Below are 16,949 nucleotides of genomic sequence, written 5' to 3'. Positions count from 1 at the left end.
CTTAAAATCTAAAATAAATAAATGGATTATATGTTGAATTCACAAGGAACATCATGACTGCAACCAATAAAAGCATATACACACCAGTTGAGGCTAACGTAAAAATCGGCTTCAATACCGTAGATGGATTTTTACTGTATAATTGTTTTATCCATGGAAGAATAGGGATACTGAAAATAAAGCCCATTATAAATAAAATCCAATTCTCGTTAATAAACAGCAAAGCTGTTCGATCCACTGTATTTTTAAAGGAAAACATTCTCTGCAGAAAATCTAATGAATATGAGAAATTGTCAGCACGGAAGAAAACCCATCCAATCATAACAATTATTAAGGTGTATACATGTTGTATTGGTGTCCACAACTTTTCAATAAAGCGGAGGAAACCATATTTCTCTAAAACAATCAGAATTCCATAATAAAAACCCCACGCCATGAATGTCCAACTGGCTCCATGCCAAAACCCAGTCGCAGTCCAGACAATAAGGAGATTTCTAATGGCAGCAAGTTTTCCTTTCCTGTTCCCACCCAGCGGGATATACAGGTAGTCTTTAAACCAGTTACCTAATGACATATGCCATCTTCTCCAAAATTCCGAAACACTTTTTGAAATATAGGGATAGTTGAAGTTTTCCAGAAAATCAAACCCAAACATTTTCCCCAGCCCAATGGCCATATCACTGTATCCAGAGAAATCAAAATATATTTGTAATGTATATGCAAGTATACCAATCCATGCTGATAGTACACTTAATTCATTGGCAGGAGTTGAAAAAATAGAATCAGCAATGCTTGCAAAACCGTTCGCCAATAAAACTTTTTTAGATAAACCAATGATAAATCTTTTAATACCTTCATTAAATTTTTCTATTGTAACTATCCTGTGCGATATCTGTTCGTCTACATCGTTATAACGTACAATAGGACCAGCTACTAATTGGGGGAATAAGGAAATATAAAGTGCAAGTGAAAATATGTTTTTTTGTACTTTTGCGTTATTGCGATAGACGTCGATTACGTAACTCATGGCCTGAAATGTAAAAAAAGATATCCCGATGGGCAAAGGTAATTGTTTAATTTCTATATTTGTATTTAAAAGTGAGTTAATATTTTCAATCAAAAAACCACTATATTTGAAATAACCTAAGATTCCTATATTTGCAATGATAGAAATCCACAAAAAAACCTTCCTTTGTATAGAAGATCTAAACTTATCAATACCCAAACCAAATAAATAATTGATTAATATGGAAAATAGCATCAAGAAAACATACTGTGGCTCTCCCCACGCATAAAAAATTAAACTAGCAATCAATAATACGATATTTTTTAATTCAGGCTTAATTATATAATAAAAAAATAAAACAATTGGTAAAAAGGCGAACAAAAAGACTAGGTTACTAAAAACCAAAACAAACACCAACCTTGTATTAATTAATCACAGGGATAAATATAACATTTCTTTCTATTAAATGACATACTTCCACAGAAATTCCTATATATCCCTATAATGCCCTATAAATAGTATGTTTTTTTATTTAAAAAGTTATTAGAAAGAGGTTTTATAAATTAAGATAGAAAAGTGTTAGAATAGTTATAAATATATTGTTTGCAATATATTCTTAAAAAATGTAAGATTTTTGTCTTTTTTGTAGTTTTATTGTGCTATAATTCTAAGATGAAAAATTAATTTGGTTAAAAAAAAGGAATCATTTACCTTTTAAAAAAAATAGGAAATTTGTTACTATAATGTACGAAATAGGGATTTCGGCAATTTATAAGGAGGATAAGCGTTGAAAAGAGTTAGAAAGGCAATTATTCCAGCCGCAGGTTTAGGAACAAGGTTTCTTCCCGCTACTAAAGCGATGCCCAAAGAAATGTTGCCAATAGTTGATAAACCAACCATTCAATATATTGTTGAAGAAGCTATTGCTTCTGGAATTGAAGATATAATTATCGTTACTGGAAAGGGCAAAAGGGCTATTGAAGATCATTTTGACCATGCACCAGAATTGGAAAGAAATTTATATGATAAAGGAAAATTTGATTTGCTCAAAGAAGTACAATACTCTTCTAACCTTGCAAACATACATTATATTAGACAAAAAGAACCTAAAGGACTTGGGCATGCAGTTTGGTGTGCAAGGAGTTTTATTGGTGATGAGCCTTTTGCAGTGTTGCTTGGAGATGATATTGTTCAAAGCGAAACTCCGTGCCTTAAGCAGTTAATTGACCAATATGATTCAAAGGGTTGTTCTGTTATAGGGGTACAGTCAGTAAGTGATGATGAAACGCATCGTTATGGAATTGTGGACCCCATTTCAGCCGAAGGCCGATTGTTTGAAGTTAATAATTTTGTAGAAAAACCTGCGCCAGGAAGTGCTCCTTCAAATCTAGCGATTATGGGCAGGTATATACTGACACCTGAAATCTTCAATTTTTTAGAAGCACAAGAAGAAGGAGCTGGAGGCGAAATCCAGTTAACAGATGCAATCCAGAAATTAAACATTCACTCAAAGGTTTATGCTTATGATTTTGAAGGTTCCCGTTATGATGTTGGTGAGAAGTTAGGATTTGTAAAAACAACACTGGAATTTGCTCTCCAGCATGATGATTTGAAATATGAGTTATTAGAATATCTTGAGCAATTGGTAAAAGAGAATAACAAAGTGAATATTTAATGAAGGGCAAGTGTTGGTATGCAAAATTTATCTAACATGGCTAATAACAGTTATATGGCTAAAGAAGCTCTCTTACTGGAGGACTTTAAAGAGAAAAAAAATTACATGTTTTTAAAAAGATTGATAGATATTATTGGTTCGTTCATTGGCATTTTCCTTTTAGGTTTTGTTTTTATTGTCACTGCAATTGCTATAAAGCTTGATGATCCCAAAGGTCCAGTTTTCTTTGCACAAAAAAGAGTGGGCTTGAATGGAAAAGAATTTAATATGTTTAAGTTCCGGTCAATGGTAACGAATGCTGAGGAGAAACTCGAAGAACTTCTCAGATATAATGAGATTCAAGGCGCGATGTTTAAAATGAAGAATGATCCGAGAATTACGAAAGTAGGAAGGATTATTCGTAAGACTAGTATTGATGAATTACCTCAATTGTTTAATGTTTTAAGAGGTGAAATGAGTCTCGTAGGACCAAGGCCGCCACTTCCGAGAGAAGTTAAGGAGTACACGGATTATGATATGCAAAGATTGTTTGTGGTGCCTGGATGTACAGGTCTATGGCAAGTAAGCGGCAGAAGCTCTATTGGTTTCGATGAAATGGTGAATTTGGATTTACAATATATAGCTAAACGCAGCATATGGTTTGATTTGAAAATCATTATTAAGACAGTGTTCGTTTTGCTCCTTAACAAAGATGATGCTTACTAAGATACATTTATGCAACAAAGGAGGAACACTCTAAACATGGAAAAAATGTTCCTTAAATTGAAGGATTTATTTACTTTTACAGTAGAGCTTTACAAGGACTCAAATAAAATTAAAGCATTTTTGCCAGGAGTTTTAATTCTTTTGCTGTTTCAGGATTTAATCGTAATTAATTTGGGATTATTGAATGAAACAGCTGGAAAACTGCTAAATAACCTGGATGAGGTTTTAATTCTTCTGGGGCTTCCTTTAGCTATACTCCATTATTTTGAGAGAAATTGGAAATTCGATTTCTTACTCTCATCTTTAATTATTATATTTCTCCTGGGGAGTATCTCAAGTTTGATTAATCTAGTCCCCTTAAACGTAGCGATTCAAGGTGCAATCCTAATGTTGAAGGGTTTTTTAGTGCTGTTTATTTTCCGGAGTATTTCCTTTTCTTCTGAAGATATCCATGATTTTACCAGGTTGTTTAAGAAGATAACCGTAATCGTTTTAATTTTTGCTGTTATTGATCTTATCCTCTATGAGCCTTTTAGGGGATTAATAAATACAGATCATAAGTTTGATTATCGAATTGGGATTATCAGCATTCAATCTATCTTCACGCATCCAAGCATTTACGGATGGTTCCTGGCGATTGTTGGCATGTATTTACTGTCGGTTTATACTGTTAAAAAGGAAAAAAGGGCAGGGCTGCTTTCAGCAACTGTTTTCTTTGCATCATTTTTTTCATTTCGATTTAAGACTGTAATTGCGATTGTATTTAATACACTCTTTGCCGTTTTGCACCTAAAGTTTGGTTTAAAAAGCATAAAAAACTTACGTACTAAAAAAAGTTTTATTCCTTTAATGGCAGTAAGCGCTGTGCTTCTGTTAGCAATCATTTATGCAGTTGTTCAGTTATCTTTATTGACTATAGATCGATATATTTCAATAGACTATAAAGAATCTGCACGAAAGGCGCTTTATATTTTCGGTTTCGTTATTGCGTGGAAAGAATTTCCCTTCGGAGTTGGATTCGGAAGATATGGCAGCTGGACAGCAAGGGAACATTATAGTCCAGTTTATGTAGATTATGGATTAGACAAAATTTATGGTTTGTACTCAACAGATCCAAAGTGGGCTACTGATACTTACTGGCCCTCAATAATGGGCGAAATAGGAATTATCGGGGCACTCGTACTAGCTTCGATTTTTATCTATATAATTTTATTACTATATAAAGGATTCCGCGTAATTCAGGATTCTGACTCTAAAATATTCCTTCTATTTACCATCATGATTCTCAATCAAAGTTTAATTGAGTCTCTAGGTGAACAGGTATATAATAGTGGACCACAATACTTTTTTATTTTTGCCTTTACGGGAATAGCTCTTTCCATTATAAGTTCTAACAATATCTCTTTAGATTTAAATATATCTCACAAGATCAAAAATCTTAGAACTTCTCTAAGAATTAAAAAGGATGAGGAATAACATGAAATTAGCAGTTGTCGGTACTGGATATGTCGGCCTTGTTTCTGGTGTATGCTTTTCAGACCTTGGAAACGAGGTAATATGTGTAGACAAAGATCCGAGAAAAATTGACACTTTAAATAGATTAGAATCTCCTATATACGAGCCTGGTTTAAAAGAATTAATTGAAAAGAATTATGAGGAAAACAGGCTGAAATTCACTACAGATTTGTCGCTTGGCGTAAAAAATTCGGATATTATTATTATAGCTGTCGGTACACCACCTCTTCCTAATGGAGAAGCTAACCTTGAGTTTATTGAACAAGTAGCTAGAGAAATAGCTGAAGAAATGGATAGCTATAAAGTAGTTATAACAAAGAGTACAGTTCCTGTAGGAACAAATGAGAGAATTAGAGATATTATTAAAGGAATAACATCCATTTCTTTTGATGTTGTATCTGTTCCTGAATTCCTCAGAGAAGGTTCTGCTGTAAAGGATACATTTAACCCTGACAGGATTATCATTGGCACTGAAAGTGAAAAAGCAAAGAATATTTTGGTTGAATTACACAAGCCTCTAACGGAAAACATTATTGTAACTGATATAAGAAGTGCCGAAATGATTAAGTATGCTTCTAATGCATTTCTTGCTACTAAAATTTCCTTCATTAATGAGATTGCTAATATTTGCGATAAAGTAGGGGCGGATGTAACAAAGGTCGCTGAGGGTATGGGATTTGATAATAGAATTGGTAAAGCGTTTTTAAATGCTGGAATAGGCTATGGCGGATCTTGCTTCCCTAAGGATACAAACGCACTAGTGCAGATTGCCGGAAATGCTAACTATGACTTTAAGCTTTTAAAAGCAGTAATTGAAGTGAATCAAAACCAAAGATTTAACGTACTGGAAAAGCTTAAGAGTTCAATGGGATCATTTAGCGGCAAAACTGTAGCTATTTGGGGTCTTGCATTCAAACCTAATACAGATGATGTTAGGGATGCACCTGCTTTTGAGGTTATTGACGAGTTAATAAAAGGCGGGGCAACTGTAAAAGCTTTTGATCCTGTCGCTATGGAAAATTTTAAGGCTCAAATGAATCATCCTAGTATTGTATGGTGCAATAGCGGTATAGATGCAGCTGCTGGTAGTGATGCAATTTGTTTACTGACAGAGTGGAATGAATTCAAAGAAATTGATTTGAATGCGGTTCAAGGTGTAATGAAGACACCAGTATTGATTGATGGCAGGAATGTTTATTCTAAAGAACAAATTAATTTAACTGAGTTTAAGTATAAATCAATCGGTAGACCTGAGCTAGTTGAGGAAAAAGAAATTGTTACATTATAGGTAAAAAATTAAACCCTTAAAGATAGCTTTAAGGGTTTTTTTATACTATCGTCTATGATTATACTTATTTTAATCATTGTAAATGACCAAGATGATGTAAATTTAAATAATATTAAAAATCCAGTACTTATTGATGATTCAAGAATAACAGAACTACAAACAAGAATTAAAGAAAAAAAAGAACCAACGTATTCGGGTTGGAAACAGCTACAAGTTTGATTGATAATAAATTAAAGCATGAGCCTAATGCTATGAAAGAGTTTTCGGTACCCTTTGTTTACAAGGAAATGGAGGGAGATAGAAAAAACAAAGAAAGTCTGGTAACAGATGTAAATATAGCTTATGAGTTAGCATTGTTTTACCAAATCACAGGAGAAGAGAAATATGCTGAGGCATCAATCAGAATCATAAAAGCATGGTACAATCATACTAAATACATAGCAAAAAAGAGGACACCCCCTTAGTTGCAAGCATACATTTTCTTCCAATGATAGTGGCCGCATCCTTAATTGAGCGTTCACCAAGTTGGACTTCGAAAGATCAGAAGGATTTTCAGAATTTTCTTCAGATAAAGTACTTCCTCTTAATACCATGAAGCTGGGAAAAAATTGGGGAAACTAGGGAATGCTTTTGATCATGTCACTTTCAACTTACTTAGATAATGAAGCCTTATTTAATGAGTCAGTTGAGAGGTGGAAGTTTCTATTTAATCATCAGCAGGATCAAAATGGTCACCTGTATTTGGAAGTAACTCGTAATAAAGGGTAGTGGCAAATTGGATTATATCACCTGCAGATTTCCCGTATTTCAGTGGTAAAACAGAGGATTTATAACATATTAAATTAATTAAGGGAGATGAATACAAAATAGATGGAAAATACCTTTCATCAATCGATTATTTTTCATAGTAAGTTACTATGAAAATCATAAAGCAAAGCAAGCTATAATTAAAAAACGTCCATTGACATCTATTCATGGAGTTCCTCAGCTAACTTTAACCTATGGAAAAAAAGCCCATTTAATATAGGGCTTCTTTTTTGCAAGAAAAATCTTAATGAGTTACTCCTCCATGAGTAAATGTTAAATAAGGAACAGCATGACTGGATGTTAATGGTCTTTCAACATGTAAAAGCTTTTGCGCTTTTTTATTATTATAATATATTGATAGAATTTCAAAATATCCTATTGATGCAGACTCATCCCCATTTATAGCAGTCTCATTCAGCTTTTTTCTTACATGCCATAATTCGTTTATATCACCATTATAATATGGGAAGGTTTCTGGCTTTTCAGTCCAGGATACAATAGTTGAAAAAGCCTTTTTAAGACTTTTTCCAGATGGAGTAGTATAAGTGAATAAATAAACTCCATTAACTTTTGCGATTTCTGCTGCAATAGTCTGTGGTTGGAGAGAAAAGTGAGAATACCATATCCCATAATTCCCTTTTCCGTAGTTCCTGGTTACTTCTAGATATAAATGACCTTTGGTATTCATTTGATGTTCGATAAAGTATTTCCATCGATTGATTGAGGCTGAAAATAACTTTTGATCATCAAGATAAGCAGCTGAAGAGATGCCAAGAAGCAAGCCCCAGTTTCCCCAATTGTTTTCTCTATTCATAGTGTTCATTGGTAAAACTTTTTTTGAAATAAACTCTTTAAAATCTGCTTGGTTATCCCTAGTCCAGTTCGGAGAATCTTCTATCAGGGAGGCTGCGATGATCATAGAAGGAAAGTTGATGCTCACCACTAAAGGAGTATCGTCTGATTTTTTGAACGTTTTTGTCGTGTGACTCCAATTATCAAGAATTCTTGCAGCCCTTATCGCGTATTTCTCATTACCGGTAACCTGATAAGCCAGTGCTAATTCATATGCACTGTTTGCATCTTTAACAAGAGGATTTTTACCCCTCCAATGGCCTTCAGGATTTGAATAAACATACGGAACATAAAAAGAGCTTGGCGCATTTGGCTTATAGTTCTTTTTTTGATTTGCTGAACTTAACAACTTTAACCACTCAGAATAAGTAGGTTCTTCTTTTCTTTTTATCTGTTCCCGTATTCTTTCCATTTTTACTGAATCAATAAAAACTGGACTCGAAATGTCAGGATATATTTTGAAAAATTCTTTAGAAGCAATATCCTTATCTGATATATCTTTAATCACGGTCCGCTGCTGATTTAGAAATACAGGAACTGGTGCAGATTCTGCAGATGTATGAAAGGCTTGATACCTAATGAAACTAAAGAGAGAGAATGCAAGGAATATTATGCCGATAATACATAATCTAAAGATCTTTTTAAAAGACATTCTTGTACATCCTTTCATTAATATTCCCATAAAAAGAAAGGGGAAGCTCCCTAATTAGAACTTAACTTTTCGATTTACTTTTCTTTTCTTTACCTAGGAGTTCTTTATGGTAGCCAAGTAAAAAGACAGTTACACCAAAACTAAGACCAAATAAGATCAGTCCTATTATTATATTAACAATTGGCATGGCAAATGTAATATAGGTACTCGCCAGAGACATTATTAATATTTGAGAAAAAATGATGATAAAGTAATTAACTTGATTTCGACCAAAGTTGATATCGAGACCAAGTTTCTTTTTACCCACAATCAATAAAGCAAAATATTGAAAATAAGCACTAATGGTTGTTCCCCATGCAACAGCGTCTGCTCCTAAATGATCCATTAAACTTAAGGTGATAACCGTATTTAACCCAAAAACTGAGAATAAACCAATAAACACAGGAAACAATGCTTTTTCCATAGCGTAATAAAACCTGGTAATATACATATTGGCTGAATGAGCATGCATTCCTATGACAAATATTTTTAACATTGCAGCTGTCATCACAGTTGATTCTCTATTAAATGAACCATATTCAAATATAAAAGAGATAATATCATAGGAATAAAAATAGATAAAAACCGAAAGAGGAACAAGGTAAAGGAAAAGGAGATGATCTCCTTTTTTGAATATATCTTTAACAACCTTGAATTCGCCATTTGCTACTTTTTTCGCCAACAATGGATAAATTACAGTAGTTACACTAGTCATTAAAATAACTTGAGGAAGCTGAACTAGTTTCGAGGCATAATTCAAAGCAGCGATATATCCTTCAGCCAAGTAAGAACCAAAAAAACGCTGGACAATAAAATAAAACTGGAGGGTGGCTCCCCCCAGGGCAATAGGAAATAAAATCTTCATCATCCGTTTAATATCGGAGGTTTTATCGTATTTAAATGTAAAAGAGTAAGAAAGAAATTTCCCTTTTTTCAGTTCATAAGACATCAACAAAAACATAACAATGCTTCCTAACAGCGAACCCCACCCATATGCGTATACTCCAAGGTTGGGGAAGGCAATTATTACGAACAAAACAAATATTAGATTATTGGTCAAGGTAGAAAAACTAGCGCCTATATATTTTCCTTGTATGTTAAGTACACCCGAGTACCACATTGATAAAACCAGGAAATAAGTTGAAGGTGCAGTAATCAAGAATAACTTCTCCAATATATCTTTTTGTTGACCTTCAACACCAGGAAACATGGAATTAATTAAGGTTGTGTTTGCAATTAAAAGGAGGGTCGTAATAACTAAAACAGCTATAGTGCTGTAAGTAAAAATTACATTCTTGAATTGGATTTTATTTTTTTCTTCATTTATTTTATTATAAATGCTGATAAAGGAAGTTGTTATTGCTCCGCCCAATACTAAATATAGAAAGTTAGGTATGGTATAAGCTAAGACAACGTTATCTGCCATAGAACTCGTTCCAAAATGGACTCCGATAATTATTTCTCTTAAAAAACCTATAAGTCTTGTTGAAATATTAATCAAAGTAACGATTCCTATTAAGCCTGCAATTGTTTTTAATTTCATCTATGATCTTCTTCTTTCAGGAATTTCTTGAACAGAATTATAGATTCCAATAAGTGTTTTTATGACATTTTTGGAATTATTTTCCAAAGCCTTGTTATAAGCAGTTGCTATTCTTTTAGAGTTCATTTCTTTATTTTTTAATATATTCACAATGGCATGTTCGACTGATTCAGCATTTTGGGGCGGGAATAGTACTCCTGCTTGATTGGACAGCAAATAGGCGAGGCCTCCAACTTCAGCTCCTGCTACGGGTACCTTGCAAGCCATTGCTTCCAATGCGACCAGTCCAAGGCCCTCGATATGCGAAGGGAGGACGAAAACATCGGACATATTCATCCAGACAGCAATTTCTTTTTGGCTTTTTGGTTCATGAAAAAAAATATCCTGAATGTTTTCCTCTTTAATATATCTTTCCAAAGTTTTAAAAAAATCAGGTTCCTTTTTTGATCCAATTATCTCAAGTCGAGCTTCAGGAATGTAATGTTTCAAGCTTTTATATGCTTTGATCAACTCTAAGACGCCTTTGGCTTTAATAATGTTTCCTACAAAAAGAATTGTTTTTGTATCATTTGGAATGCCGTACTTCGCCCTTAACCCCAAACTGTCCATGGGAAAGAAAATATTAGTATCCACACCCATATTCAACGTTGTAATCTTATCGGGAGTCGCGTGATATTCTTTTTGAACCGTTTGATTCAATTCTTCGCCAACACAAATAATAAAGTCAGCTTGTTTTAGAATATACTCTGTACATTTTTTAAAGAGTTTATTTTTCTCGGCCATTTTATCAATATCACCGCCGTGAGCGGTGACAACCATAGGTTTTTTATATATCTTCTTGTAAAAAAGACCGAGAATTCCTGTTGGAAAGATATAATGTACATGAACAATATCATACTTCCGGCCTTTGAAAATGAAGTTGCTTAAAAATTGCAGGAACCATGTTAGATACTTTTTGATCACGGTGAATTTATCCATGTTTGGATTATCGATAGCTACTATATCTACATTCATCCCGTTTTGTTTTAGCTGGTCGGCTTGATTTTTAATAAATATACCGAAAGTAGGTCCTATCTTACTGGGGTACATATTGCTTAATATCAAAAGATTTTTCAAAAACCTCACTCCTGAATGAACCTTGATAACTGCTTAATGCCTTTTGCAGCCTCATCTCTTAAATTTGCAGAAATGAGCTGGTAATTCTGTTTAACTGTATCCCAGTTCTTTTGCATCTCATTAACTAAGGTCAGCAAGACAAAATCATCTTCCTCTAATTTCTTAATTGATACAAAGGAAGGATGCTGATCAATTACCTTCATAAAATCTTCTACTTTTTGATGGTATCCGATTCCAATGATAGGTGTTTGTGCAGATGAGGATAAAATTAAAGAATGAAGGCGTGTCCCGATAATAACATCCTGGTTAGAGCTTAATGAGAAAATTTCTTTTGGACCTAAATTATCTTCGATAATGCTTACGTCCTCTTTAAACTCCATATACTCATATATATCTTTAGTAACCTGAACATCTTCAGGATACTTTGTGGAATAAAAAGTAATGTTGGCCTTATTGTTTTTCACAATATTATCTAAATTTGCGGCAAAGCCCTTAACATAAGTCTTATACTTTTCGGGATTTGCTTCTGGCCAATATTGCTCACTAAAATACGGAACAGCAGTAACGCCAATTTTTTGTATCGTTGATCCTTTTTTTTCTTGGTCTGCCTCACTCACAAAAAAAGCAGGGTCGCCAATAACTTCTATATTCTTATTAATTCCCAGGGATTCTAAAAGCCTTTGGGAGTTAGTATCTCTTACAGATACTGAGTCTGCTTTATTTACAAGTGTTCTAATAATCGTTTTACCTAGTGTGGTATTAATTGGACCAGCACCAACCCCATATATAACAACCTTACAATTTTGTAACTTCCCCAGCAATCCGAGAGTACCATAGAGTGGTGCGTCTCTTTTATACATATCCATTAGCAGTCCGCCACCACCAATTATCAAAAGATCAAGCTCTTTCAATAACTTATAATGTTTAAAGATAGTCGATGCCCCTGTGGTTAATATATTCCCTTTTTTATACATCAGAGGGACAGTATTGATATTGTAACGAGACCTGGTATTCTCAATGTTGTTGGAAAATATAGTTATATCTTTTGCGTCTATATTTAGATTATTTATTAGTTGTTCCAATATACCAGTTAATATTGCTTCATCCCCGTTATTATTATGACCATAATTACCTACGATTCCAACTTTCATTATTGCACCCCAAATAAAAATAAAATTTAATTTCCTGTAATATAATCGCGAATTGATGCAAGTAATAATTGATTGTCAAAAGTTAAAAAATTATACTCTTTTGATTCGCATTCTTGTATTTTTTTCTGAAGATCTTCAATATTTTCTACTAATTCAACAGCATTCTTTTCTTTAAAAAGAGTGGCAATTTCTATTTGATGATCGTCAATATGCTCATTAAACTTTGACAATCTTGGTATTACAACAGTTTTTTTCTTTTTTTTCATACAATTAATTATAGAGCTCGTTCCTGCATGTGTAATTACGATTTTAGAACTGTTCATATATTTTTCTACTTCATCTTCTGTTAAAAATTGAGAGGTGCTAAAGTTCTTAGGTTGATATTTGGTATAACCAATTTGAGCTATTACTTCTTCTTTTAAAAGACCTTCTCCAATAAGACGATCCAGTTCAATAAAAAGCCTGTCGAATGGGAATTTTTGTGTACCCACAGTTACGAAAATCAATATATTGCCCCCTTAAATACAGCCTTAGGATAATGCTTTCTCAGTTCTTCCCATTGAATATAAAATCTGTCTGCAAACTTATAGACAATGCGTCCTGTTAAAGTCGGTGTATCAATTTTTGCGAAACTTTCAATAAAGATAATTTTAGCTCCAAATAATTTACCAAATACACAGGCAGGTAGAACCGCACCAGCCCCAGTAGAAATAATGAAATCTGGTCTCTCTTTTGCAATAATAAGGAACGAATTTATTATGTTAAAAAGAAAAACAAATAGGAAAATTAAACTTTTTCTTTCTTGCTGTTTTAGGTAATATACATCAAATTGTTTTGACAGCATTTCGGTAGATTTATGCTGTTCTGTAATAAGAAAAAACTTTTGATCTTTCACAATAGGAATTAATTGTCGTAACTGTGTTAGGTGGCCTCCAGTTGAACTAATTAAACAAATCTTTTTTTTGTCTTTCATTATTTTTGCCAACTCCGTCTTGAGGAATAATATTTAACTTGATTTCTAAAGTAAAATTATAACATTTACCATCATGGATATTAACAGTAAAAAATCTCCAAAAAAATAACGTGAACCATAAGGTCAAATAAAAAAGTTAGAAGATTTTCATCTTCCAACTTAGATTACATTTCTAAATGTTCTTTAAGCAGTTGTTGTATTCTATTCTTTTCTTCGTCAGGCACGGAATAATAGTAAACACCATTAATTTTTTGTCCGGATCCCTTGATTTGCTCCTGGACCATATCTTTACTCGAAGCTTTATATTTACTTTGGATCGTTACCATCTCATCAAATGTTAAGCTGGTTTTAACATTATTACCTAACGCGTTGAAAATTTCTCCATAATTGGTTATCGTACTTAAACTTGCCCCTTCTTTAATAACAGCTTGAATAATTTGTCTTTGACGAGCTTGTCTGCCAAAATCTCCTCTTGGATCCTCGTATCGCATTCTTGAATACTTTAACGCCTTAGCTCCATCCAAGGTTAGTTGGCCTTTGGGAAAGTGGGTACCTTCATATGTGAAATCTAAATCGTTTTGTACAGTTACCCCTCCAACTGCATCCACTATATCCTTGAATCCTTCCATGTTAATTTGTACGTAGTGATCGATGGGAATATCCAAGAAGTTTTCTACTGTTGCAATTGACATATCCACGCCACCAAAGGCGTAAGCGTGGTTGATTTTATCTTGTTTACCTTTTCCTATAATTTCTGTTCTTGTATCACGAGGTATACTTAGCATTCTAACAGAATTCTGTTGTGGGTTTATGGTTAGAACTATCAATGAATCTGATCGGCCTCGATCTCCTTCTCTCTCGTCAACACCCATAAGCAAAACGGAAAAAGGTTCCGCTTTTGTAAACGAAAGTTCTTTAGACCTTTTCTCTGACTTACCGCGTTCTAACGGTTCATGCATAGTATCGACAGCTTTTGACAAAGAGTTGTATACAGAGTATACATACCCTCCAACTACCAAAAATAATAGGACAAAAGAGAAGATCAGTATTTTAACCCATTTCCTCTTTTTCTTTTTTGTAGTATTTTTATCTATTCGTGAACTCATAATGTGTAGCCTCCAATTAAAAGTGAACAACAAATATAGAATACCAAAAATAAACAATAAAAAAAATATAATTTTTAACAGAATAGACGATTTTTCGACAAAGTGTGTTACAAATTCTAATATAATATAATTATTGTTATATTTACTGGAGGATGAAGTAGTGAAAGAGTTTATTAAAATTATAGTAGAAGTTGTTAACTCCATACATGACGTTATTATGGATATCACGGCAAACATGGGTCTTAGTCTTACAGATAAAGATCTACATTTATGGGTATTCGGATTTATTGGTATTTTTTCATTCTTTGTTGTTCATTTTATTTTTAAACACCTGGCCCAATATAGCATTACAGCTATTTCCTTCATTTATACTTTTACTGTAATTCTGGTTCTTGTATTTGCAATTGAAATTCAGCAAAAAATCACTGGCAGGGGACAGATGGAATTTGATGATGCTGTTGTAAGCCTATGGGGTTTTATACTCTTCTTCTCAATTTTTCTCGTTCTCAAGGGGAGTTACTTGCTCATTAAGAATCTGATAAAAAACAGAACTAATGGATAAAGTTATTGATTTGTTTTCTAACCTAAAAATACACTCTGGACTAGAGTGTATTTTTTTGGATATTTATGAAAAATCCAGTTCTAACTATGTTACAATAATTTGGTATATTTCGAACAAATAGGAAAATAGATTTAAAATACATAAAGGGAGCTAGACATGAAGAAATATTTATCTATCATTCTTGTAAGTTTATTGTTGCTTTTAATTTTCCCATCCCTAGAAGGTTCAGCAGAAGTAACTGCTAAACGGATGGATGGGAAAGACCGATTTCAGGTTGCGATTAATGTATCCAAAGAGGGGTGGCCTGCCGGAGCACCAGTTGTTGTACTGGCTAACTACAAGGCGTTTGCGGATGCACTGGCTGGTTCTCCATTCGCCTATCAGCAAAATGCACCCATCTTGTTAACAGCTCCTGATACACTGGACTCAAGGGTGTTGACAGAGATTAGAAGATTAAAACCCCAAAAAATCATTTTAATTGGTGGTACTGGCAGTGTTTCTACCAAAATTTCTTCAGCATTGAAGGCAAATGGCTTTAGTAATATTGAAAGGATTGCCGGGAAGGACCGTTTTGAGGTTGCCTATAATATCTCAAAGAAATTGAAGTCTACTTCAACAGCAGTAGTAGCGAATGGCCTGAATTTCCCTGATGCTTTGGCGATTGCGCCATATGCAGCGAAAAACGGCTACCCAATCTTGCTGACAAAGAGCAATGAATTGCCTGTAAAGATGAAGGAAGCTATTAGCCAGCTTGGCATTAAATCTACGATTATATCAGGTGGAGAAGCCAGTGTAGGGAAAGTTGTTGCTGGGCAGCTCCCAGGTGCGAAAAGGATTGGCGGAAAAGATCGCTTTGAGGTTTCTGCCAATATAGTTACCCAACTGAGCCCGAGTCCTGCCAAGGCCTTTCTGGCGACTGGGATGAGTTTTGCCGATGCGCTGACTGGCTCTGTTCTTGCAGCAAAACAGGGAGCTCCTTTGTTGTTGACACATCCAACAATGATCCCGAATTCCGTTTATACCGTTATTAAAAACCAAAACATAAATGATTTTGTTATTTTAGGGGGAACTGCTTCGGTCCCTAATGACACTTTCCTAAAATTGACTGGACAAATGCCATTGCTTCCTCTTGAAGGAAAGACCATAATGCTTGATCCCGGCCATGGCGGTAAGGATCCGGGTGCAGTTAAAAATGGTTATTATGAAAAAACGTTAAACAATCAATTTACTGAAAAGCTTGCAGCTAAACTTAAGGCAATGGGAGCGAAGGTGTTGTTTACCAGACAGCCTGGCCAGGATATATTCTTGGATCTGGCAGACAGAACATCTATTGCTAATAAAACGACTGCAAACTTATTCATCAGTATCCATCACGATTCGAATGTTTCTACAAGCCCAAGAGGTTTAAGCACTCATTATAGTTCTTATCGTCCTGCTATTGAAACGAAAGATGTGTATGTTTTATCAAGTGGAGTAAAATATCCTTTTGTACGAGAAGATACTGAACGAAAAGTATTTATTGTGAAAAGCGGCTCCACATATAAATCTTTGAGTTATCAAGGGAACAATGTAGCGTATGATCCTACTCCTTCTCTTCAAGCCCAAGATAGTAAAGTGCTGGCTCAAAATTTTGCAAAGGCACTTGTATACCCGGGAATAGGAATAACAACGACATATTCCTCTACTGGCACTAAAGATCATAATCTTTTTGTCACTCGCTGGACAAAGATGCCATCTGTTTTAATAGAATTAGGGTTCATATCCAATCCTACTGAAGTGAAGCTATTGGCCAGCCAATCTGTGCAGGATAAAAGAGCACAGGCATTGGCAAATAGCATTAAAAGCTTTTATTCAAATTAATATAAACCAATTTACTGCCTTCCTGTTAAAGGAAGGTCTTTTTAAATTACCAGGAGGATAGTCTTTGAAAAATTCCAAAAAAACCCTCTGTCGGAAAAT

At 34.2% G+C, this 16,949-nt stretch carries 15 protein-coding genes; 7 read left to right on the top strand and 8 right to left on the bottom strand.

Translation table 11 applies throughout. The annotated features are described in order from the left end of the window. Position 1: 1 nt before the first annotated feature. Positions 2–1,411: an MBOAT family O-acyltransferase gene (locus tag QNH36_RS21895; protein ID WP_283904224.1), complete on the bottom strand. Its 1,410-nt coding sequence runs from the start codon at positions 1,409–1,411 to the stop codon at positions 2–4. A 382-nt stretch (positions 1,412–1,793) separates the two neighbouring features. On the opposite strand from QNH36_RS21895, the gene galU reads away from it, so the two are divergent. The 5 genes from galU (at position 1,794) to QNH36_RS21870 (ending at position 6,653) form a co-directional block, all read left to right on the top strand. After that, on the top strand, positions 1,794–2,681 hold the full coding sequence (galU, locus tag QNH36_RS21890) for a UTP--glucose-1-phosphate uridylyltransferase GalU (RefSeq protein WP_283904223.1): 888 nt from the start codon (positions 1,794–1,796) through the stop codon (positions 2,679–2,681). 18 nt (positions 2,682–2,699) lie between these two features. Continuing rightward, positions 2,700–3,386 (top strand): sugar transferase, encoded by a 687-nt coding sequence (locus QNH36_RS21885; protein WP_481825291.1) that lies wholly within the window; start codon positions 2,700–2,702, stop codon positions 3,384–3,386. A 36-nt stretch (positions 3,387–3,422) separates the two neighbouring features. Then, entirely contained in the window at positions 3,423–4,862 is a 1,440-nt protein-coding gene (locus tag QNH36_RS21880; protein ID WP_283904222.1) for a hypothetical protein, read from the top strand. A 1-nt stretch (position 4,863) separates the two neighbouring features. After that, on the top strand, positions 4,864–6,189 hold the full coding sequence (locus QNH36_RS21875) for a UDP-glucose dehydrogenase family protein (RefSeq protein WP_283904221.1): 1,326 nt from the start codon (positions 4,864–4,866) through the stop codon (positions 6,187–6,189). 251 nt (positions 6,190–6,440) lie between these two features. Beyond that, positions 6,441–6,653, top strand: a complete 213-nt coding sequence (locus QNH36_RS21870; RefSeq protein WP_283904220.1) for an alginate lyase family protein — start codon at positions 6,441–6,443, stop codon at positions 6,651–6,653. Between the two features lie 587 nt (positions 6,654–7,240). On the opposite strand, the gene QNH36_RS21865 is transcribed toward QNH36_RS21870, so the two are convergent. The 7 genes from QNH36_RS21865 to tagU all read right to left on the bottom strand — a co-directional run bounded on the left by QNH36_RS21865 (position 7,241) and on the right by tagU (position 14,428). After that, positions 7,241–8,500, bottom strand: a complete 1,260-nt coding sequence (locus QNH36_RS21865; protein ID WP_283904219.1) for an alginate lyase family protein — start codon at positions 8,498–8,500, stop codon at positions 7,241–7,243. A 61-nt stretch (positions 8,501–8,561) separates the two neighbouring features. Next, positions 8,562–10,082, bottom strand: coding sequence for a murein biosynthesis integral membrane protein MurJ (gene murJ / locus QNH36_RS21860; RefSeq protein WP_283904218.1), 1,521 nt, complete (start codon positions 10,080–10,082; stop codon positions 8,562–8,564). Beyond that, positions 10,083–11,198 carry a glycosyltransferase gene (locus tag QNH36_RS21855; RefSeq protein WP_283904217.1) on the bottom strand — a complete coding sequence of 372 codons (1,116 nt, stop codon included), beginning with the start codon at positions 11,196–11,198 and terminating at the stop codon, positions 10,083–10,085. A gap of 5 nt (positions 11,199–11,203) precedes the next feature. Then, positions 11,204–12,349 (bottom strand): polysaccharide pyruvyl transferase family protein, encoded by a 1,146-nt coding sequence (locus tag QNH36_RS21850; RefSeq protein WP_283904216.1) that lies wholly within the window; start codon positions 12,347–12,349, stop codon positions 11,204–11,206. Between the two features lie 26 nt (positions 12,350–12,375). Then, positions 12,376–12,855, bottom strand: a complete 480-nt coding sequence (gene pssE / locus QNH36_RS21845; protein WP_283904215.1) for a PssE/Cps14G family polysaccharide biosynthesis glycosyltransferase — start codon at positions 12,853–12,855, stop codon at positions 12,376–12,378. Continuing rightward, positions 12,852–13,322, bottom strand: a complete 471-nt coding sequence (pssD, locus tag QNH36_RS21840) for a PssD/Cps14F family polysaccharide biosynthesis glycosyltransferase (RefSeq protein WP_283904214.1) — start codon at positions 13,320–13,322, stop codon at positions 12,852–12,854. The genes pssE and pssD overlap by 4 nt, the downstream gene beginning before the upstream one ends. 164 nt (positions 13,323–13,486) lie before the next feature. Continuing rightward, complete coding sequence (gene tagU, locus QNH36_RS21835) at positions 13,487–14,428, bottom strand: polyisoprenyl-teichoic acid--peptidoglycan teichoic acid transferase TagU (RefSeq protein WP_283904213.1); 942 nt, start codon at positions 14,426–14,428, stop codon at positions 13,487–13,489. A 160-nt stretch (positions 14,429–14,588) separates the two neighbouring features. On the opposite strand from tagU, the gene QNH36_RS21830 reads away from it, so the two are divergent. Together QNH36_RS21830 and QNH36_RS21825 are read left to right on the top strand one after the other, a co-directional pair. Then, positions 14,589–14,990 carry a hypothetical protein gene (locus QNH36_RS21830; RefSeq protein WP_283904212.1) on the top strand — a complete coding sequence of 134 codons (402 nt, stop codon included), beginning with the start codon at positions 14,589–14,591 and terminating at the stop codon, positions 14,988–14,990. A gap of 156 nt (positions 14,991–15,146) precedes the next feature. Next, positions 15,147–16,850 carry an N-acetylmuramoyl-L-alanine amidase gene (locus QNH36_RS21825; protein WP_283904211.1) on the top strand — a complete coding sequence of 568 codons (1,704 nt, stop codon included), beginning with the start codon at positions 15,147–15,149 and terminating at the stop codon, positions 16,848–16,850. Positions 16,851–16,949: the final 99 nt, after the last annotated feature.

It is taken from the genome of Mesobacillus sp. AQ2 (genome assembly GCF_030122805.1).
Classification (GTDB): domain Bacteria; phylum Bacillota; class Bacilli; order Bacillales; family Cytobacillaceae; genus Mesobacillus; species Mesobacillus oceanisediminis_A.
The sequence above is the reverse complement of the archived record's forward strand: the minus strand, read 5'-3'. Positions and strand labels throughout refer to the sequence as shown.

Bases quoted from the DNA above. Each gene is read 5' to 3' on its own strand.
- QNH36_RS21865 (WP_283904219.1), bottom strand. From the start codon at position 8,500: ATGTCTTTTAAAAAGATCTTTAGATTATGTATTATCGGCATAATATTC.
- QNH36_RS21870 (WP_283904220.1), top strand. From the start codon at position 6,441: ATGAAAGAGTTTTCGGTACCCTTTGTTTACAAGGAAATGGAGGGAGAT.
- QNH36_RS21875 (WP_283904221.1), top strand. From the start codon at position 4,864: ATGAAATTAGCAGTTGTCGGTACTGGATATGTCGGCCTTGTTTCTGGT.
- QNH36_RS21885 (WP_481825291.1), top strand. From the start codon at position 2,700: ATGCAAAATTTATCTAACATGGCTAATAACAGTTATATGGCTAAAGAA.
- QNH36_RS21825 (WP_283904211.1), top strand. From the start codon at position 15,147: ATGAAGAAATATTTATCTATCATTCTTGTAAGTTTATTGTTGCTTTTA.
- murJ (WP_283904218.1), bottom strand. From the start codon at position 10,082: ATGAAATTAAAAACAATTGCAGGCTTAATAGGAATCGTTACTTTGATT.
- pssD (WP_283904214.1), bottom strand. From the start codon at position 13,322: ATGAAAGACAAAAAAAAGATTTGTTTAATTAGTTCAACTGGAGGCCAC.
- QNH36_RS21880 (WP_283904222.1), top strand. From the start codon at position 3,423: ATGGAAAAAATGTTCCTTAAATTGAAGGATTTATTTACTTTTACAGTA.
- tagU (WP_283904213.1), bottom strand. From the start codon at position 14,428: ATGAGTTCACGAATAGATAAAAATACTACAAAAAAGAAAAAGAGGAAA.
- QNH36_RS21850 (WP_283904216.1), bottom strand. From the start codon at position 12,349: ATGAAAGTTGGAATCGTAGGTAATTATGGTCATAATAATAACGGGGAT.